Below are 20265 nucleotides of genomic sequence, written 5' to 3' on the forward strand. Positions count from 1 at the left end.
CAACTTCAAGGTTATGAATGTCTGAGTTCTCGCAACAAAAGATCGATCAAGATCAAATGTGGATGCGTCGTGCAATAGCATTGGCGAAGCAAGGTCAATATTCGACAAAACCAAATCCTAATGTAGGTTGTGTCATTGTCAAAGACGGACAGATTATTGGTGAAGGCTTTCACCCCCAAGCTGGGCAACCACATGCCGAAGTGTTTGCACTTCGTCAAGCAGGGGAGCAAGCACAGGGTGCAACCGCGTATGTCACATTAGAACCTTGTGCGCATTATGGTCGTACTCCTCCTTGTGCGAAAGGTTTGGTCGAAGCGGGCATTGCAAAAGTGATAGTGGCTTGTTCAGACCCTAATCCATTGGTTGCTGGTAAAGGTGTGGCTATCCTACAACAGGCAGGTATAGACGTTGAAGTCGGGATCTGTGAGTTGGAAGCGCATCCTTTGAACTTAGGCTTCTTTAAAGCTATGTCTAAGGGATTACCTTATGTACGTTTAAAGGTCGCGTCGAGTTTCGATGGTCGTACAGCAATGGCTTCAGGGGAGTCGAAGTGGATTACAGGTGAATTGGCACGTCAGGATGTTCAACATTGGCGTGCAATTTCTGGTGCGGTGATCACGGGTATTGAAACAGTGTTGGCTGATGATTGTCAGTTGAATGTCCGAGCTTTACCGAATATTCAATTAGAACGAGTTGTGCAGCCTAAACGTGTGATTTTAGATCGTCAAGGTCGCTTACCTTTAGATGCTAAAGTGTTAGAGAATCCTGATACTGTCATGGTCATGGGGCCATTTCGAGCAGAGCTTGGACAACTTGGCGTGATTCAACTCGAAGTTCAGCCCTTAGTTGAGTTGCTAAAAGTTTTAAAAGATTTTCAAATCTATGATGTGATGGTGGAAGCTGGTGCAACCCTATCTACTGCATTTTTGCAGGAAAATTTGGTAGATGAATTGATTAGTTATATTGCGCCTACACTATTAGGTCAATCAGCTCGTCCAATGTTTAATGCTGAATTTAAACAAATGACAGAACAACTCCGTTTTAAACTTCAAGATGTAACTCAGTTAGGTGATGACATCCGTTTAAAATTAATCCCTGATCAAGAGTCGCTATGAGTACAGAGTCAACGGTTTATCATAAACGTCGCCATGCAGCACGTACGACAGATGAGTATTTGTTTAATCAACTTGTGCCTTATTTAGGCAACAAGCGTCGTTTATTACATTTGATTCTTGAGGCATTAGAAAGCACTGGAACTTTGAATACGAGTTCAGGTCGAGCGCCTATCTTTGCGGACTTTTTTGCTGGAAGCGGTGTGGTTTCTCGTTTGGCTCGTCAAAATGGCTACCGAGTAATAGCGAACGATTGGGAGCCTTACAGCCACGCACTTAATCATGCCATATTGTCATGTACTGAAGCTCCTGCTTTTAAAGAATTAGGCGGATATCAGAAAGCAATTGATTATCTTAATCGCTTGCCTGAAGTTAAAGGATGGGTAACACACAATCTCTGTCCTCGTAATGATGAGATCTATGATCCTTCACGAGACCGTTTATTCTTCAAACGTCGAAATGGCATGCGGATTGATGCAATTCGTCAACAAATTGCAACTTGGCAAGCTCAAGGTGCAATTGATGATGTGGAAATGAGCGCTTTACTTGCACCTTTATTGTATTCAGCAAGTTTTGTGAGTAATACGTCAGGCGTATTTAAGAGTTTCCATCACGGCTGGGGCGGTAAAACTCAGACGGCTTTAGAGCGAATTGAATCATTACTATGGCTGACCCCAAGTCGTTTTTGTGAAAATTCAAATCTGACAGGCCCAGCAGCTGAAATGTGGTGTGTGGATGCTCAACACTTAGCAAACCAAATGAGTGGTTTCGAAGTCGATGTGGCATATTTGGATCCACCCTATAATCAGCATGCGTATAGTAGCAACTATCATGTATTGAATGCTTTGACTTTATGGGATCAGGTAGATTTACCAAGTCCAGATACTAAGGGTTTCAAGAGCGGAATCGACCGTGCTTGGCGTAAAGAACGACCAAGCCCATACAATTCTTCTAAACATGCCAAAGAAGCGTATGAAAAGCTTTTGCAAACCATTAATGCACGCTATATTTTGACCAGCTATTCAACAGATGGAAATATTGAGGCTGGTGATTTACTTAAAGCGAATTTAGAGCGTGGACGAGTCACCATTTTGACTCAAGATGTTCCAAGATATCGTGTGAGTAAGCAGCGTCAGTCTGAGCGTGCGCGCGTTCTTGAGTTTATCGTGATTACAGACACGCACGCAAAATCAGGACCGCCAATTCGACAGTTACTTGGTCAGTTACACCACTATGCTGAATTGGGTGGTGTTGACACTACAGGCGTCGCTGAACAATTGGATTTATGGTAAAAATAGAACAAATTTAAGAGTACCCATTATGTTTACAGGCATTGTAGAAAGTTTAGGAAAAGTCGAAAGTTTACAAAATGTAGGTGGTGATATCCGCTTGCGTATACAGACTGATCTTGATATGTCTGATGTTCACTTGGGTGATTCTATTGCGACTAATGGCATCTGCTTAACTGTTATTGCATGGGGCAATCAATGGTACGAAGCAGATGTGTCACTTGAAAGTATTCATCGTACAACTTTATCGAGTTGGAAGGTTGGGCAAACCGTCAATGTAGAAAAAGCGATGTTACCAACAACTCGCTTTGGTGGTCATATTGTTAGTGGACATGTAGATGTAGTTGGTGAAATTACGGTGCAACGTCAAGATGCACGTTCACTCTATTTTGAGGTAACGGCCCCGCCTGAAATTGCAAAATATTTAGCGGAGAAAGGTTCCATCACAGTTGATGGAATTAGTCTTACAATCAATCATCTACGTGGCAATGTGTTGAGTTTAAATCTTATTCCTCATACTGCAGAGCGGACCAATATTAGTACGTGGAAAGTTGGGACTAAAGTAAACTTAGAAGTCGATGTACTTGCACGATATATTGAACGTTTATTGCTTGGGGATAAGGCTGCTGAACATAAACCTGAGTCTAAATTGAGCATGGAATTTTTAGCACAGAATGGCTTTTTACGTTAAAAAATGATTAAAATAGAAAACAGCCTAAATTTTTAGGCTGTTTTTTTGTTTAAATAAATTAGGTATACAATCTATCTAAAGGAGAAAGCAACATGCTCAGAGAACTTCAGAATGATTGATTTTTTACTGCATTTGGAGCAGCTTTTACCGAGTTTATTAGAGCAATATGGCGTATGGATTTACGCAATTTTATTTTTAGTGATATTTGCGGAAAATGGTTCCGTTTTCATGTTTTTTTTACCTGGGGACAGTTTGCTCATTGCCATCGGTGCTTTATGTTCGACCACTGAGTTGATTCATTTGCACTATATGGGATTGTTATTATTTATCGCCTCAGTCCTAGGTTATATTCTCAATTTCTATACAGGGCGATGGCTTGGTATTAAATATTTTAGCGAGCACTCACGTTGGTTAAAACCTGAGTATATTGCCAAAACCAATGCTTATTTCGAAAAACATGGTGGTAAGACCATTTTAATGGCGCGCTTTATCCCTTTTGTACGTTCTTTTGCACCATTCGCTGCTGGCTCTGGATATATGAGCTATAGCAGTTTCATGTTTTACAATATTATTGGTGCTTGGATTTGGATCGCACTTTTACTAGGTATGGGGTATGGCATGGGAAATATATTCTCAGCCGTTTTAGATTTTTTTGCTTAAATTGATACTTCAAACCTGATAAAAAAAGCTCTCAGTGGGCTCTTTTAAATTTTATTAATGGTGAGTGATGTGCGATCAAACCAATTCTCTACCAAAGCTTCATCTTGAATTAAAAAGTCGCCTTTTTTTGACTCATGTTTTAAATACACTAAAACCGATTGAAAATCTGCTCGACTAATCAATAGTTCTTGAGCACTGATCGTGACATGTTCGCCAGATTTCAAATGAGTGATTCGTTCAGAGATGTTGCTTAAAAGATCCATGGTGATACTTTCCTCATGTCCGTCAAATCGCAGAGAGCATTTAAATCACATTCATGGTGTGACAAATATGTTTCATTTTGATGACACTAAGCATCCACCGTTCGAGCCTCTAAGAGGGTAGAGATGTATTTTTTAAAATAAGTTCGATCTCTTCTTTTGCTGCTGCTTGGAGTTTTGATTTAAAAATTTGTACGGCATCTTCAATCATGGTTTCAGCTTCAAGCTCGAGACGTAAACGAATCGTATCTAAATCTTGATGAATTGATAAATGCGCGGGAGAGTTTCCTGAAAAGTCCCGATGGGGTGTAGTCACTTTTTGGTATTTTTCAGTATATTCATCGATTTCTGCATCAATCACTTGTCGTAACTGTACGAGCGAATCGGTTTGTTGTTGAAATTTAAGATATTCATCTTGTAGAAGCTTTTGATTATAAGCCTCTTGCAGTGCACGTTTTTCTGCTAATGATTTTTCTAAAGCCATTTGCTTACGAATACGAGCTTCTTCAATTAATCGTGCTTTTTCATCTGCATAAGCCTGTTCAACCTTCAATTGAGCCACTTGCTGGGCACGATTATCATGGTCTAACCATTGCTCTGGTTGAGTTTGAGATTCGAGTAAATCACTGATGCGATTAAGGTCGTCGATAAAAGCTTGGCGAACCGCTTCTGGCGCTTTCAACCAACGTTTTTTAAAATCTTGACCGACATTAATGGCCACCGTGATTCTCCTTTTTCCAATGACAACGCGCTAAAGTTTATGTGTTTGAGGTGAGATACCTAATTTTCGATAGGTTTTATATTTCTCTCGTCCAATTTCTTTGGCAGCTTCGTTGTTTTCAATAATTTCGATAATGTGACTGAAACGTGAAGGATCTTCAAGTGCATGAATGTGAAAATTAAACACGATCCATTCCTGAGTTTCAGGGAGCTTAGACGAAATACAAATAGCTGCTGATTGATCATCAATGCCATGTGTCAAAAAACTCTGCGGATCGAAACTCCAAAGTAAATCATCGAGTTCGTTTTGAATGCTCAATTCTGGACAATGAATCCATATTTTTGCAGGGTGACGCAGAATTTTTCGACATAAACGACAGGCACTTTGGACCTGTCGTTCTGGACTCTTTTCAAATAAGTAGAAGCTGATTTTAGACATTAATTTACGCGATTTGCGAGAAATTGAACCAATAATGGAACTGGGCGACCAGTTGCACCTTTTGCTGCGCCAGATGTCCAAGCTGTACCAGCAACATCTAAATGTGCCCAACGATATTCACGCGTGAAGCGTTGCAAGAAGCAAGCAGCTGTAACAGCACCAGCTTTTGGACCACCAATATTGGCAATATCGGCAAATGGAGAGTCAAGCTGTTCTTGGTAGTCATCATAGACAGGCATACGCCATACACGGTCAAATGATTGTTCACCAGCTTGAGAAAGTTCATTTGCCAGTTCATCATCTGGTGTGAACATACCTGTTAAAACAGAGCCTAGGGCAACAACACAAGCGCCTGTTAATGTTGCGATATCAATTACAAGTTCTGGGTTAAAGCGTTTGACATAGGTCAGCGTGTCACAGAGGACTAAGCGACCTTCGGCATCTGTATTTAGAATTTCAACAGTTTGACCACTCATCGTGGTGACGATATCACCTGGTCGAGTTGCATGACCTGATGGCATGTTCTCAGCCGCCGCAATTGCACCTACAACATGAATTGGAAGGCGAGCTTCACAGAGTGAGCGCATGGTTCCTAAAACTGAGGCTGCACCACCCATATCGTACTTCATTTCATCCATGCCTAAACCTGGTTTTAATGAAATACCGCCCGTATCGAAAGTGATCCCTTTACCCACGAGGACGATAGGAGCTTGTTCAAGTTGACCTTGATATTCTAGAGTAATGATACGTCCAGGGCGATCTGAACCTTTGCTGACTGCAAGGAATGCATTCATGCCAAGATCAGCAATTTGCTGTTCATCTAGTACGGTTACTTTTAATAAATCTGGGAATTCTGCTGCCAATGCAACTGCATGATCCGCTAAATATTCAGGAAAACAAATATTTCCTGGACGATTTGCTAAATCACGTGCAACGTTTTGACCGCTTTCAATTGCTTGAATTAAGTTGAGTTGATTTGACGTTAGCGTAGAGTTTGATGCAATTAAATGAACTTGTTCGAGTATAAAGTCATTTTTTTTCGACTTAAACTCGTCAAAAGCATAAGCAGATTGAGTGAGTTTAAGTGCAAATAAGTAGTGCAATTCATTCGGCAAAGCTGAAATATCAACACTGATTTGTTTGAATTTTTTTTGTGAAGCTTTGATAATAGTTTGTGCAATTTTTGCTAATTTTGCAGCTTTAACTTCTTGTGCATTACCTAAGCCAAGTAAAATGCTATTCGGTTGATTTTCAATTTGACCCAATAACGATAAAGACTCATTGAAACCTGCTTTGAATTGAGCTGCTTCAGTTAGGCTGTCTAAATTGTTGATTTGATAGTTGCTTTTAACTGCATGGGTGTTTTCAGAGTCGACTAAAATAACCAAATGTTGGCTTTCTGAAATTTGTGCTAATGATGTATTAATTGAAAGTTTCATATGCTTGTTGTGTGCCTATTGAGACCGTTTAAATCATTAAACCATTGAAACACTACCAATGATAGAATTTCAATGAGGTTTTATATTTTTAACATTCGGGTAAACTAGCGCTAGCCGATTTAACCTAATTTTGGAAGATTACTTTGATTATAAGACGTTACCTCGTCAAACAAGTGGTATCTACCTCTGTGGTTGTGATTTCATTGCTTACACTCATCATGTTGGGTGGGCGTTTGATCAAGTATTTTGGCGTGGCAGCTCAGGGTCGAATGGATGCAAGTATTTTATTTAGCATCATTGGCTACCGTCTTCCAGAATTTTTGACATTGATCTTACCTTTAGGTTTTTTCATTGGTCTCATGTTGGTGTTTGGCCGACTGTATGTAGATCATGAAATGGCGGTTCTCAATGGCAGTGGTGTTAGTCGTAATCAATTGGCTCGTTTATTGTTACCTCTCACAGCCATTTATTTGGCCATTCAAACGGTATTAATGGTATGGATGTCTCCATGGGGTATACGTGAATTTGAAAAGCTTACGACGACCCAAGCGGTTCGATCAGGCTTTGATTTGGTACGTCCAAAAGAGTTTATTTCCTCAGGTCCTTATACCATTTATGCTGGTGCACTTTCGGAAGATCGTAAAAACTTAAAAGAAATTTTCTTCTATCAGCGTGCAGATAAGCCTGAAAAACCTGACATCATGATTTTAGCGAAAGAAGCGACACGTGTTGAAATGGTCGGTGAAACAGCGAGTGTTGTTGATTTAACCCAAGGTCGTCGTTACGAAATTTATCAAGATAGTCCGAAATATAGTCATACCGAGTTTGCTTCATATCGTTTGCGTCTTGAAAGTGATAAAGAGGCGAAATTCGAAAGTGGTGATGTAGAAGCGTTACCAATTTCGAAGTTGATTGAAACTCGTGAAGACCCTGTAGTAGCCAGTGAATTGGGCTGGAGAATATTTGTGCCATTTACATTGATTGTGGCATTGATGTTAGCAACGGCATTGTCTGAGGTTACTCCACGCCAAGGACGATATTTAAAATTATTTCCTGCACTCTTAATTTTTGCCAGTTTGATTGTGGCATTAATGGCGATTAAAACCAGAATTAGTAAAGATGAGATTGGTATTTGGGCTTATCCCGCTATCTTGATTGTTTATGCAGTGGGTGCGGCGATTTTCTCGCGTAAACAAAAACTAGCGCCTAAGTTAAAAAAACGAATTGAGCAGGTGAAATCATAATGTTGGCACGTCGAATTGTCGCAAAACATGTGACGAAAACCACAGCGCTGGCGATGTTGGGTGCTACAGCGATTTTATCAGCCCTTCAAATTCTTTTTACCTATATGGGTGAATTAGGCAGCCTCAAAGAAGGGTATGGAGCTTGGCAAGCGCTTCTTCATGTTCTATGGGCTTCACCGCAATATTTATATGAAATTTTACCTATTTCAGCATTGATTGGTGCAGTGCTCGGTTTGGGTTCAATGGCTTCAAATAGTGAGCTGATTGTTATGCGCGCTTCAGGGATTAGCCTGTGGCGTATTGTGGGTTGGGTCATGCGCTCAGCAATGCTCTTGGTATTGCTTTCATTTTTACTCAGTGAATATGTTATTCCTTACACCAATGAGCGGGCGGAAAGTATTAAAGACCGTCGTTCTGTTGCTGAGCTTGGCGAAGTCAAAGGGTATTGGACTAGAGAAGGTCAACGATTTATTTATATTGACTATGCAAATGCGCAAGGGCAGTTACGTCAAGTTGAGATGATGGACTTTGATCAAGATTATCGTCTGAAGTCAGTCTTGACTGCGAATCAAGGTCAATTTGTACAAAATGGACAATGGTCTTTAATTGAAGCCAGTCAGATGGATATTTTTCCTGAAGGCTATTCGAGACTGATTCAAACTCCTCAGCAGGATGTTGCTTTAGCGCTTCAACCTAAATATGTTCATATGGTGACGATTGATCCTGAAGATTTAGCTCCAAGCCAATTGATCAGTTTTATGCGCTATATGGATGAATATAGTCAAGTTCCTAAAACGTATTTACTTGCATTCTGGCAAAAAGTGGCTTCGCCATTTGCATTGTTGGCACTCGTACTGATTGCTTGCTCTTTTATTTTTGGCCCTTTAAGGCAACAGTCTATGGGTTTTCGTTTAGTGATTGCGTTATTTGTAGGGCTTGGTTTTTACTACCTACAAGACTTCTTAGGGTACGCGAGTTTGGTGTATTCACCATCTCCCGCTTGGTTTGTTTTTCTGCCAATTGTGCTTATCTTTGCGGTAGGTAGCTATTTGCTATATCGAGCGCGCTAGAGAATTTTTAAATTGAAAAATAGATGGTCTAGATCAATCAAAGCCATCGTGTTCAGATAGAGTCTTAATGAAAAATTCGTTAAGATACGTTGATTAATTTGTAAACAGAAAAGAGTGTATATCATGACGGATGCAACTGCTGGCAAAATCCCTCACGTTTTAGTCATTATGGATGGTGTGGGTCATCGTGAAGCGGTCGAAGATAATGCTTTTCTTGCAGCGAAAACACCTAATTTAACTGCAATGAAACAGAATCATCCACATGGTCTGATTTCAGGTTCAGGTGAAGATGTTGGTCTTCCAGATGGCCAAATGGGGAATTCAGAAGTTGGTCATATGAATCTTGGTGCTGGACGCGTGTTGTATCAAGATTTCACTCGTATTACCAAAGATATCCGTACTGGTGATTTCTATAAACATGAAGTATTGGTTGATGCTGTAGAAAAAGCAAAAGAAAATCAAAAAGCAGTACATATTTTTGGATTGTTGTCTGAAGGTGGTGTTCACTCTCATGAAGACCATATTGTTGCTATGGCAGAGTTGGCACTAAAAAGAGGTGCTCAAGTCTATTTACATGCTTTTTTAGATGGTCGTGATACTCCGCCAAAAAGTGCACAGCCGTCTTTAGAGAAATTAGATGCACTATTTGCCCAATATCCAGGTCAGGGTCGAATTGCAACGATGATCGGTCGTTATTTCGCAATGGATCGTGACAATCGTTGGGATCGTGTCGAACAAGCATATCGTTTATTAACAGAAGGTGAGGCTGTTCGCGTAGTTGAGTCTGCTGTGGAAGGTCTCGAACAAGCGTATGCTGCTGAAGAGTCAGATGAGTTTGTGAAAGCAACACGTATTGGGGATGTAGCCGCAGTACAAGATGGCGATGCTGTTGTTTTTATGAATTTCCGTGCAGATCGTGCTCGCGAATTGACAAAAGCATTTGTTGAACAAGGCTTCGATGGTTTCGAGCGTAAAGTTGTGCCTCAGCTTGCGAAATTTGTCATGTTAACGCGCTATCAAGCGACAATTAATGCGCCGGTGGCATATATGCCAGAACCGTTGGTCAATTCAATTGGTGAATACCTGTCTAATTTAGGTAAAACTCAATTGCGTATCGCGGAAACTGAGAAATATGCCCATGTGACTTTCTTCTTCAGTGGTGGTCGTGAAGATGAGTATCCAGGTGAAAAACGTATTTTGATTCCATCACCAAATGTTGCAACCTATGATTTAAAACCAGAAATGAGTGCTTATGAAGTCACTGATGAGTTAGTGAATGCAATTAATTCAGGTGAATTTGACTTACTCGTTGTGAACTATGCAAACGGCGATATGGTTGGACATACAGGGGTATTCGATGCTGCCGTTAAAGCAGTAGAAGCAGTGGATGTCAGCTTAGGTCGTGTCTATGATGCAGTGATGGCGAAGAAAGGCCATATGTTGATCACTGCGGATCACGGTAATGTTGAACAAATGCAGGACTATGAAAGTGGTCAAGTCCATACTCAACATACAACTGAGCATGTGCCATTTATTTATGTAGGTCCAACTCAAGCAAAAATTGCAGAGGGTGGGGTGCTTGCAGACGTTGCACCGACATTATTGAATTTAATGCAGTTGCCTGTTCCTGCTGAAATGAAAGGTCGCAATTTAGTGACTTTAGTTTAAAAAATAAGAAGGAATTCAGTATGAATCCATTGTTATTCAAACTCATGTTAGGTCTAGCTTTAAGTTTGAATGGGGTTCATGCTTTCGCTGCTGGATCTAAGGGTCCAGCAGTTGATCCATTAGAAGAAGACTGGTCATCAAACAGTTCAGAAGTTCCGATTGAATCTATACAGCAGTTTGTTCAGATTTACGGTACAGTAAAAGAAAACTATGTCACTGAAGTCACTGACGATCAGTTATTTTTACAAGCGATCCAAGGTTTGGTGAGTGGGCTAGATCGTTACTCTCGCTATTTATCTCCAGAAGATTATCGCCAACTCCTCAAATATACCGAGGAGGATTTAGCGAGTATCGATTTTGATCTTAGCTTTGATACCTCACGAGGTTTATGGCAGATCGAAAATTTAGATCCCGATAGTGACTCGGCAAAATTAGGATTGGCCAACGGCGTTACACTTTACAAAATTGATGGACAAGAGCTTAGATTGTTAAACCAAGATCAAGTCAAAGACTTGCTCAGCGGCTCGATTGGATCAACCATCAGTTTACAAAGATCACCGAACTCATCTCCAATTATTTTAGTGAGAAATCAAAAACTAGATGTTGCCGATATACAAGCACATATGCTGAGTAATCAAGTTTTACTATTAAAGGTGAAAGTTTTTCAGCAAGATACTGCGAATGAAATAAAACGTTATATCGATGAGCATCATAGCCAACAACTCAAAGCTGTTTTAATAGATCTAAGAAATAATCCGGGTGGATTATTATCTTCTGCTGTGGAAACGGCAGATTTATTTTTAAATCAGGGTTTGATTGTATCTACACGTAGCCGTTCAGAAGGTGATCAACAATTCCAAGCTTTACCTGGACATGAATTTACAGGGCTTAAAGTCGGAGTATTGATTAATCAACGTTCGGCTTCTGCAGCAGAAGTATTTACGGCAGCAATGAAAGATCATCAACGCGCCGTAATCATTGGTGAAAAGAGTTATGGTAAAGGTGTTGTGCAAAAACTCTTTCCACTTGAAAATGGTGCGGCACTACAAATGACAGTATCTCATTACTTAACACCGAATGGTGTCGAGATTGATGGGCAAGGCATAGCCCCTAATATCGAATATCCTTGGCCGCAGGATATGAAGGAGGAGGTTTACCTCCAACACGCAGCCGATTTGTTGTTAAGAAGCCGTTAAATATCATCAATATCGGGGTGATGCTAAGTTATTCATCTTCAGTATCTAAACCAAATTTTTTTAAACGATATCGTAATGAGCGGAATGTCATTCCCAATTTTTTGGCGGCCAGGGTTCTGTTCCAATGCGTTGAGTTTAACGCATTAATTAAAACTTCCTTTTCTACTTTCTCAAGGTATTGCTCTAATCCCTCTTCGGGCAAACCTTTGGGTGTCTGAGAAGGTAAATCAGTAGTTGCTTCAATTGGACTATTTGGTTGTTGTGCTAAAGGTGGGGATGTTAAGCTTAATGAAGGGCTTTTTACATGCTCGACTGCGATGAGCTTATCATCGCAAAGTGTAAGTGCACGCTCGATGATATTTTTAAGTTCGCGTACATTCCCTGTAAATGGTTGTTGTTTAAGGAATTTTATCGCCTCTTGAGACAGTTGAGGGGCTTCAATACGCCATTCACTACTGATTTTATCAATAAAATGTTGAGCTAGAACGGGAATATCTTTGGGTCTATCGCGGAGTGGGGTAAGACGTAAATCCATCACATGAATTCTAAAAAATAGATCTTGTCTAAATTTGCCTTGCTGAACCAATTGCTCAAGATTTTGATGGCTTGCACTGACAATTCTAAAATCAACATCAAGCTCTTTATCACTGCCAATCGGACGTATTTTCTTTTCTTGAACTGCTCGTAGCAATTTAGCTTGCATGGCGAGTGAAAGCTCTGCAATTTCATCTAAAAATAATGTTCCACCGTCAGCTGTTTGAATTAACCCTTGTTTGTCTTGGTCAGCACCCACAAAACTGCCTTTGATATGACCAAATAATTCACTTTCCATCAGGTCTTCATTCATCGCACCACAATTGATCGCGACAAAGGCATGATCATGACGATTACTGAGTTGATGAATAAGATTCGCAACGATTTCTTTACCAGTCCCTGATTCACCTGTAATAAAGACGGGTGCTTGTGATCGAGCTATTTTTTTGATTGCTGTACGAAGCTGTTGAGTTTGTTCTGAGACACCAATCAGCAGTTGTTCCTCAAGTGGAAGCTGATTGAGATCATCATCCACTGCAGGGGTATGTAATGCTTTCTTAAGCAATTGATGCAAATGTTGTTGATTAATGGGCTTACTGACGAAATCGAAAGCGCCTGCTTTTAAAGCGGAGATTGCCAACTCCATATTGGCATAGGCGGTCAGTACCGCGATGGGCGTCTTCGGATAGTGCTGGGTGACGTATTTAACTAAATCGATGCCATTGCCATCTGGTAAATTGAAATCGGTGATACACGCATCGTATTTATATTCTCTTAGAAAATGTAGCGCTTGTTTCAAATGATGTGCCATATGCGTTTTAATGCCCATCCGAGAAAGGGTCATTTGCATCAACATACATAAATCAGGTTCATCATCGACTAAAAGTACTAAAGGTTGTTGCTTTACCATAACCTGATCTTATCCATCTAAACGTCTGTCTTATGGCATGTAATACGAAAACATGCACCTTGCTGTTCTTGCTCGATATAACTCAATTTTGCTTGGTTAGCTTCACAAATACTTTGTGATAAATATAATCCTAAACCAGTTCCATTGGTTTCAGTACTAAAAAATGGTTGAAATAATTGAGATAAATCATGTTGTTGGATGCCTTTGCCAAAATCGATAACATCAATAAAAATTTGATTTTCTGAATGACTACTTCTGACAAAAATGTATTCTGCGGTCGGATCGTTATGTCGAATAGCATTACGAATTAAATTAATCAGAACTTGTCGCAGTTGGATTTCATCAAAATAAACTTCAAGATTAGCTTCAAGCTGTAATTGAATATGAGAACTGATATCTGCTAAATCTTGGTGAATAAGATCATGCATAAACTGTTCAAAATGAATTAGTACACCAGCAGTTTTTTTATTCTTTGCCATATCCAATGTGTCTTTGACAATTTTATCAATACGTTTTGCTTGCTTGGCAATCATTTGATTGAGCATACGTTTTTGTTCTTCATCCGAATCATCATTAAGTTCATTAGCTTGTACGATTGCCGCTAAAGGATTACGTATTTCATGTGCAATACTGGCTGATAATTGACCAAGAGAAGCTAATTTCATTTGTTGAACTTTCTGATTAAGCTTTTGCGCATCTTCCAAAATTAATAGCGTGAGCGCTTGTTGAGGTGTAACCAGTTTTTGAATGCGAATATCAACCGTATAGGATGATTGATGCGATTCAAATTGAAAGCGCTCTCCATGAGCAACTAATGTATTTTTGAGAATTTCATAGAGATCTGGTTGAAAATTTGCAAGATTATATTGTTCATGAGCATAGAGTGGCGAAATACCGAGTAGGGAACATGCAGCAGGATTGCAGACGATAATTTTACAGTGATCATCTAAGACCAGATAACCAACTTCGATTTGCTCAAGAATATAACGATTAATATTTTGTAATTTAAAGAGTTCGTTAGCTTGATGTATATTGACCGATTCGAGTACTTGAAATCGTTGTATTGATACTTGACCAATGCCATGAACCACAAAAAATAAAAAAGCAAGAAAGGCACTGTCACCAATATTATTTAGACTTTCAATGGAGAACAAACTACCAAAAAACTGTTGATATACGACCCCAATCACCGCGACCAATGTGATGAATAAGGCTTGGTTTTTACTGAGTAAAAAATTTGCTGCAAAGACGGAAATGACAAACAATAACCCAATTGCGATATTGGGACCACCGAGTGCAAAAGTAAGGGTATTTAGAAAGAGCAGGTCAACTGCAAATAAGGTGATAATTTGTTTAGAAATGGCTTGTGGTAAGTATTTTAAAACGATCGTTTGTACGATGCTGCTTGCAACATAAAGGAGTAAAGCGTAAAAATAGATTGATTCATATTGATAAAAATAACGTTCAGAATCAATCGTCAGTAGGAATATGAGCGTTAAGCTTAGGGCGATAATGACACGATAACTTGAATATAGTGTTCCAAGACGGTAGATCGTTTGGTAAATAGAAATTGAAGCAGCAGACGTCATTGGAATACTCAGATCAAATTAAGGCTTAATCAAACCATAACGAATTGCCAAATGAGTCAGTTTGACATCACTATCGATTCCTAATTTTTCAAATATACGATACCGATAAGTATTCACTGTTTTTACGCTAACGAAAAGTTTGTCTGAAATTTCTTGGGCACTAATACAATTCACAACCATCATCGCGACTTGCATTTCACGTTCAGAAAGTGCGTCAAAAGGAGAGGTTTGTGTATCAGATAAATAAGAACTCGCAAGCTGTTCAGCAATATCTGCACTGAAGTATTTACCACCTTGCATGACTTTATTAATTGCACGCACCATTTCTGTGATCGGAGCTCCCTTCGTGATATAACCACGAGCCCCCGCTTTTAACAGTAGTGATGGATAGGGTTCTTCCGCTAGGCCACTGACGGCGAGAACTTTGGTGTCAGGTGCTGTTTGTAATAAACGGCGAGTGGTTTCTACGCCACCGATACCAGGCATATTCACATCGAGCAAGACGACATTAGGGTGGTGTTGACGAACAAGACTAATGGCTTCTTCACCGGACTCTGCTTGACCAATGACTTGAATATCTGCTTGATCTTCAAGCATACGACAAATACCTGTACGAACTAACTCATGGTCATCTACCACTAATACCGTGATCACAAACACCTCCTCTGAAATCTATTCTTACTTTTTTGTTACATGATGCAAAAATTGCTTGCATTGGACTAACAAAAATAGCAATGCTATTCCTAATCTTTACTAAAATACTGTGCATAATCACGTGGTTTAATATTAATCACGTTTGTACCTAAATGTAAGTCATATTTGAGGTGATTAGCAATGATGCAAAATGCCTCCGTAAGATGAGTAAGTTATCGTGAAAAAACAGAAATTAACGCTAATGCATGTGCTGACTACATCAGTACTACTCTCTATGAGCTCATTGAGCTTTGCAGAATTAATTAATCATGCTAATTCTGCACCGGGGCAGGCGAGCATCAGTTGGTCATCTGAAGATGCAAGCCAATTCTTAAATAATGATAGTCTCAAAGCTTCTACTTCCTCTTCAGAAGAGTATACCCCTCAAGCAACAACCACGATTACAACAACAATTCGTAAATCTACAGGCCCTGCGACCTCAACATCACCAACCTCTCAGATTCTTGATAACAGTCGCTATAGTAATCAACCTTCTGTGAACGCGCGTGCAGCATTGGTCATGGATGCAAATACGGGTGAGGTCTTATTTAGTAAGAACACGAATACTGTTCTACCGATTGCGTCTGTTACAAAATTAATGACAGCTGTTGTGATCGCAGATGCACAATTAAATATGTCTGAAAATATTACGCTGCAAAGCATTGATTTTGCAGGTGCGGGTGGTAAAAACTCAAGCTCGACATTGCGTGTAGGTGACACAATGAATCGTGCTGAAGCCTTATTATTCGCTTTAATGAAATCTGAAAACCCTGCAGCTGCGGCTTTGGCTCGAACATATCCAGGAGGTCGTGCGGCTTTCGTCTCTGCTATGAATAATAAAGCACGTGCCTTAGGGATGCATTCATCTAAATTTACTGAGTCTACAGGTCTAGATCCTCGCAATGTTGCTTCTGCGCGGGACTTGGGCATCTTGGTGAGTACCGCATCACAGTACGGTCTTATTCGTCAATTTTCTACGACGCCAACCTATGATTTTAACCTCGGTTATCGTGTGTTGAAATCGAACAATACGAACTCTCTCGTTCGTAACGGTGGCTGGAATATTAACATTTCAAAGACGGGATTTATTAATGAGGCTGGGCGTTGTGTGGTGATGCATACGACTTTGAATAATCGTCCAGCTGTAGTTGTGCTTTTAGGAGCAAGCAATACTCAAGCTCGTAATGATGATGCTGTTCGCTTAATGCGTTGGACCAGTCAGTTACCACGTGCGATCTAGACCATAAATAAAAAACCCTGCAGATGCAGGGTTTTTTATGATGCAATCTTACATATTAGACAAAATTGAATCGCGTACTTGATCCATCGTTGCATCTATTGAAAGCATGACTGCATCAGAACACTGTTTGATAGCAGTATCAGGATCTTTAAGACCATTACCTGTTACAGTACAAACAATGACTGAGCCTTCAGCAATTTTGCCCGCTTTAATATCGCGGATTGCACCACCAATCGAAGCTGCAGAAGCAGGCTCAACAAATACACCTTCATACATAGAAAGCAAACGTTGAGCTTCTAAGATTTCAGCATCTGTTAATTCATCAAACCAACCTTGAGAGTCACGTACTACCGCTTTCGCATGGTTCCAGCTTTGTGGGTTACCAATACGGATTGCTGTTGCAACAGTTTCAGGGTTTTGAACAGGTGCACCACGTAAGAATGGTGCTGCGCCAGAAGCTTGATAGCCAACCATCGTCGGTAAACCTTCAGGTTTAGGACCAGTGAACTGATCAGTTTCAGCATCATAAATTACTTGCTCAAATTGATCCGCAGGTTGGTTTGCAACAGCTTCAGTATAACCCATCCAGTGAGCAGTGATGTTACCTGCGTTCCCTACTGGTAAGCAGTGATAGTCAGGTGCACGACCTAATTCATCAACGATTTCGTATGCAATCGTTTTTTGACCTTGCAAACGGTAAGGGTTGATTGAGTTTACGATAGTTACAGGTGCTTGGTCAGCAACTTCTTTAACAAGGCGCATACCGTCATCGAAGTTACCACGAATTTGCATTGTGATCGCACCATACATCATTGCTTGAGCCATTTTACCCATTGCAATTTTGCCTTCTGGAATTAAAACAAATGCTTTAATACCAGCGCGAGCAGCATAAGCGGCAGCGGCAGCAGAGGTATTACCTGTAGATGCACAGATAATCGCTTTAGAGCCTTCTTCAACAGCTTTAGTGACTGCCATGGTCATACCACGGTCTTTAAATGAACCAGTCGGGTTTAAGCCTTCGTACTTCACATAAATTTCAACATTTTTGCCAATTAAACGTGGAATATTCGCAAGCTTAATCAGTGGTGTATTACCTTCGCCTAGGGAGATTGCACGAGTAGTTGCAGACACTGGTAAACGGTCGCGATAACGGTCAACTAAACCAGTGTAACGATTGGCATTAGACATGATGATGTTCCAATTGTGTGTAGAGCTGGAGAGGGCAGCAGTACCCTCTACCCGAGATGATTAATTATCAAGCGATTCTAAACGAATTCGTACAATTTCGCCATGGATGACGGGTAATGCTTGAATTTGTGAAAGCGCTTCATCCATTTTTGATTCAACAATAGGATCTGTCAGAATCACGATAGGAATAAGGTCTTTTAAGCGAGGTTGCTGCATAATGGCATCAATACTGATTCCTGCACGACTCAAGATCGTAGTAACTTCAGCAAGTACGCCTGTTTGATCTTCAGCATTAATACGGATGTAGTAACCCGTTGTCATTTCTTCACGACTTAGAATTGGTAAGTCTGTGAGTGCTTCAAATGCTAATTGTGGAATAGTTCCAGCACCGTCTTCAGTATAAGAAATGTCACGAACGATATCGACAACGTCAGCGACTACGGCAGAAGCAGTTGGACCAGCACCAGCACCAGCACCATAATATAAAGTTGGGCCGACTGCGTTCGCTTGTACGAGAACAGCATTTTTAACGCCGTTTACATTTGCGATCAACTGGTCATCTGGAATGAGCGTTGGGTGAACACGTAGTTCAATGCCTTTTTCTGCACGACGTGCAATACCTAAATGCTTAATACGGAAGCCAAGATCTTCGGCGTACTTCACATCTTGAGCAGTAACTTTGCCTATTCCTTCAGTAAAAACTTTATCAAATTGAAGTGGAATACCAAATGCACAAGATGCAAGAATGGTTAACTTGTGAGCAGCATCAATCCCTTCTACATCAAAAGTTGGATCTGCTTCAGCATAGCCAAGTTCTTGCGCTTCTTTCAAAACGTCCGCAAAAGCACGTCCTTTTTCACGCATTTCACTTAGGATAAAGTTGCCTGTACCATTAATGATGCCTGCAAGCCACTCGATTTTATTGGCAGCTAAGCCTTCACGAATTACTTTGATAATTGGAATACCGCCAGCAACAGCTGCTTCATAGGCGATCTGCACAGCATTGTCTTCAGCAAGTTTAAATAATTCGTTACCATGTTCAGCTAAAAGCGCCTTATTGGCAGTGACAACTTGTTTGCCATGAACAATTGCTTCTTTGATGACTTCATAAGCAGGGTGAATACCACCCATGACTTCAACAACAACATCAACATCAGGTTGACGAACGATATCAAGAAGGTCGGCACTTTGTTTAACTGAGTCTGGAAGATTTAAATCTGGGCGAGGGCGACGAGTACCCACATAAGTAATTTGAATTTCACGACCGGTGCGACGTCTAATTTCAGCAGCGTTTTCTTGTAATAGTTTAAGGGCACCACCACCTACGGTTCCTAGACCGAGTATTGCCAGACGAACTGGTTTCACGTCACACTCCAAAAAATATGTAAAATTTTATTGAACCTAGATCATAGCTAAAAAAAGAGGCAGACTCTAGGGTCAATCGAGTTAAATATTGATGTATAAAAAGCAGTAATTTATCTCATAAATATTAGTTATTTAAGCTACTTAGTATTTCATCTGCTGTCATGTATCCACCAAGATAAACACCTTCTGAGCTGTAAATTGCAGGCGTTCCATTGACACCCATTTTTAAACCCATTTGGTACTGATCTTTAACAGGATTTTCACAGTTGGTATTGTTTAATTGTTGACCTGCAATAGCTTGATCAAATGCAGTTTTACGATTTTTACTACACCAGACACTTTCCATTGCTGGGAAATACTGTTCTCCACGTGGCCACGCGATATAACGAACTTCAATTCCTTTAGAATTGATTTCATCCATATGTTCATGCAATTTATGGCAGTAAGGGCAGCTGATATCTGTAAAAACGTAAACGATATGTTTGGTTTTAGATTTAGCTGGATAAATAATGAGATCTTCAGCTTTTAACTGGCTTAGTAACCCTTTACTCAATGCCGACTGGAAGGATTGTCCAATATCTTCAACTTTTTTATTACCTAAACGTAGTAAATCACCTTGGAAAATATATTGACCATCTGCAGTAGTGTATACCGCAGTCATACCCTCTAAATTGACCCAGTAAAGATTTGGTACTTCGGTTGGTTTAATGTCGATAATTTTGGCATTGATATTTGCGGTTTTAAAATTTTTCTCTAACTTTTGAATCAAGCGTTGTTGCGCATTTCGCTCAGTTAAATTTGATGCTTGGCCGGTTGCTGGAGCAGTTGCCGTTAAAGTACCATCTGATTTTTGTGTGTCTTCAGATTTGGAGCATGCACTCATAAAAAGCGTCGTTGCAAGGGTAGAAGCGAATAAAATTTTCGAACGGGTAAATAACATAAACAACCCTTTTAAAGT

The 20265-nt window shown here is 40.1% G+C and carries 19 protein-coding genes; 9 read left to right on the forward strand and 10 right to left on the reverse strand.

Features of this window, described 5'->3' with window-relative positions; translation table 11 throughout:
* The first annotated feature begins 17 nt into the window (after nt 1-17).
* From ribD to AC1M87_RS06045, 4 genes are all read left to right on the forward strand, one after another.
* Nucleotides 18-1115 (forward strand): bifunctional diaminohydroxyphosphoribosylaminopyrimidine deaminase/5-amino-6-(5-phosphoribosylamino)uracil reductase RibD, encoded by a 1098-nt coding sequence (gene ribD, locus AC1M87_RS06030; protein ID WP_481593221.1) that lies wholly within the window; start codon nt 18-20, stop codon nt 1113-1115.
* On the forward strand, nt 1112-2404 hold the full coding sequence (locus AC1M87_RS06035; RefSeq protein WP_180028158.1) for a DNA adenine methylase: 1293 nt from the start codon (nt 1112-1114) through the stop codon (nt 2402-2404). The genes ribD and AC1M87_RS06035 overlap by 4 nt, the downstream gene beginning before the upstream one ends.
* 28 nt (nt 2405-2432) lie before the next feature.
* Nucleotides 2433-3092 carry a riboflavin synthase gene (locus tag AC1M87_RS06040; protein ID WP_092767353.1) on the forward strand — a complete coding sequence of 220 codons (660 nt, stop codon included), beginning with the start codon at nt 2433-2435 and terminating at the stop codon, nt 3090-3092.
* 111 nt (nt 3093-3203) lie between these two features.
* Nucleotides 3204-3752, forward strand: coding sequence for a VTT domain-containing protein (locus tag AC1M87_RS06045; RefSeq protein ID WP_481593222.1), 549 nt, complete (start codon nt 3204-3206; stop codon nt 3750-3752).
* A 44-nt stretch (nt 3753-3796) separates the two neighbouring features.
* Here the strand turns inward: AC1M87_RS06045 and AC1M87_RS06050 are convergent, their stop codons facing one another.
* From AC1M87_RS06050 to AC1M87_RS06065, 4 genes are all read right to left on the reverse strand, one after another.
* Nucleotides 3797-4015, reverse strand: coding sequence for a hypothetical protein (locus AC1M87_RS06050; protein ID WP_481593223.1), 219 nt, complete (start codon nt 4013-4015; stop codon nt 3797-3799).
* Nucleotides 4016-4124: 109 nt separating this feature from the next.
* Complete coding sequence (gene blhA / locus AC1M87_RS06055) at nt 4125-4733, reverse strand: cell division protein BlhA (protein ID WP_481593224.1); 609 nt, start codon at nt 4731-4733, stop codon at nt 4125-4127.
* A gap of 30 nt (nt 4734-4763) precedes the next feature.
* The gene (locus tag AC1M87_RS06060) at nt 4764-5171 is read right to left on the reverse strand and encodes a DNA polymerase III subunit chi (RefSeq protein WP_092767347.1); all 408 of its coding nucleotides are present in this window, start codon (nt 5169-5171) and stop codon (nt 4764-4766) included.
* The gene (locus AC1M87_RS06065; RefSeq protein ID WP_481593225.1) at nt 5171-6610 is read right to left on the reverse strand and encodes a leucyl aminopeptidase; all 1440 of its coding nucleotides are present in this window, start codon (nt 6608-6610) and stop codon (nt 5171-5173) included. Before AC1M87_RS06065 ends, AC1M87_RS06060 begins: the two co-directional genes overlap by 1 nt.
* Before the next feature lie 143 nt (nt 6611-6753).
* On the opposite strand from AC1M87_RS06065, the gene lptF reads away from it, so the two are divergent.
* The 4 genes from lptF to AC1M87_RS06085 all read left to right on the forward strand — a co-directional run bounded on the left by lptF (nt 6754) and on the right by AC1M87_RS06085 (nt 11788).
* Nucleotides 6754-7854: an LPS export ABC transporter permease LptF gene (gene lptF / locus AC1M87_RS06070; RefSeq protein ID WP_035263893.1), complete on the forward strand. Its 1101-nt coding sequence runs from the start codon at nt 6754-6756 to the stop codon at nt 7852-7854.
* On the forward strand, nt 7854-8924 hold the full coding sequence (lptG, locus tag AC1M87_RS06075) for an LPS export ABC transporter permease LptG (RefSeq protein WP_481593226.1): 1071 nt from the start codon (nt 7854-7856) through the stop codon (nt 8922-8924). Before lptF ends, lptG begins: the two co-directional genes overlap by 1 nt.
* Nucleotides 8925-9047: 123 nt before the next feature.
* Nucleotides 9048-10592 carry a 2,3-bisphosphoglycerate-independent phosphoglycerate mutase gene (gpmI, locus tag AC1M87_RS06080; protein ID WP_035263895.1) on the forward strand — a complete coding sequence of 515 codons (1545 nt, stop codon included), beginning with the start codon at nt 9048-9050 and terminating at the stop codon, nt 10590-10592.
* A 20-nt stretch (nt 10593-10612) separates the two neighbouring features.
* Nucleotides 10613-11788 carry a S41 family peptidase gene (locus AC1M87_RS06085; RefSeq protein ID WP_228143113.1) on the forward strand — a complete coding sequence of 392 codons (1176 nt, stop codon included), beginning with the start codon at nt 10613-10615 and terminating at the stop codon, nt 11786-11788.
* A gap of 28 nt (nt 11789-11816) precedes the next feature.
* On the opposite strand, the gene AC1M87_RS06090 is transcribed toward AC1M87_RS06085, so the two are convergent.
* Genes AC1M87_RS06090 through gacA form a run of 3 tightly spaced genes read right to left on the reverse strand, consistent with a single transcriptional unit; the run spans nt 11817 to nt 15475 of the window.
* Nucleotides 11817-13232 carry a sigma-54-dependent transcriptional regulator gene (locus tag AC1M87_RS06090; RefSeq protein WP_481593227.1) on the reverse strand — a complete coding sequence of 472 codons (1416 nt, stop codon included), beginning with the start codon at nt 13230-13232 and terminating at the stop codon, nt 11817-11819.
* Nucleotides 13233-13249: 17 nt separating this feature from the next.
* Nucleotides 13250-14821 (reverse strand): sensor histidine kinase, encoded by a 1572-nt coding sequence (locus AC1M87_RS06095; protein ID WP_481593228.1) that lies wholly within the window; start codon nt 14819-14821, stop codon nt 13250-13252.
* A gap of 18 nt (nt 14822-14839) precedes the next feature.
* Complete coding sequence (gene gacA / locus AC1M87_RS06100) at nt 14840-15475, reverse strand: response regulator transcription factor GacA (protein ID WP_092767334.1); 636 nt, start codon at nt 15473-15475, stop codon at nt 14840-14842.
* A 217-nt stretch (nt 15476-15692) separates the two neighbouring features.
* Between gacA and AC1M87_RS06105 the strand changes: the two genes are divergently transcribed.
* Nucleotides 15693-16754, forward strand: a complete 1062-nt coding sequence (locus AC1M87_RS06105) for a serine hydrolase (RefSeq protein ID WP_481593229.1) — start codon at nt 15693-15695, stop codon at nt 16752-16754.
* A gap of 48 nt (nt 16755-16802) precedes the next feature.
* Here AC1M87_RS06105 and thrC read toward each other — a convergent pair whose 3' ends face one another.
* The 3 genes from thrC to AC1M87_RS06120 all read right to left on the reverse strand — a co-directional run bounded on the left by thrC (nt 16803) and on the right by AC1M87_RS06120 (nt 20247).
* On the reverse strand, nt 16803-17942 hold the full coding sequence (thrC, locus tag AC1M87_RS06110; protein ID WP_092767330.1) for a threonine synthase: 1140 nt from the start codon (nt 17940-17942) through the stop codon (nt 16803-16805).
* A 60-nt stretch (nt 17943-18002) separates the two neighbouring features.
* Nucleotides 18003-19307: a homoserine dehydrogenase gene (locus tag AC1M87_RS06115; RefSeq protein WP_035263907.1), complete on the reverse strand. Its 1305-nt coding sequence runs from the start codon at nt 19305-19307 to the stop codon at nt 18003-18005.
* A gap of 124 nt (nt 19308-19431) precedes the next feature.
* Entirely contained in the window at nt 19432-20247 is an 816-nt protein-coding gene (locus tag AC1M87_RS06120; protein WP_481593230.1) for a DsbC family protein, read from the reverse strand.
* Nucleotides 20248-20265: the final 18 nt, after the last annotated feature.

The sequence above is a fragment of the Acinetobacter sp. 24-47-62 genome, from assembly GCF_056779765.1.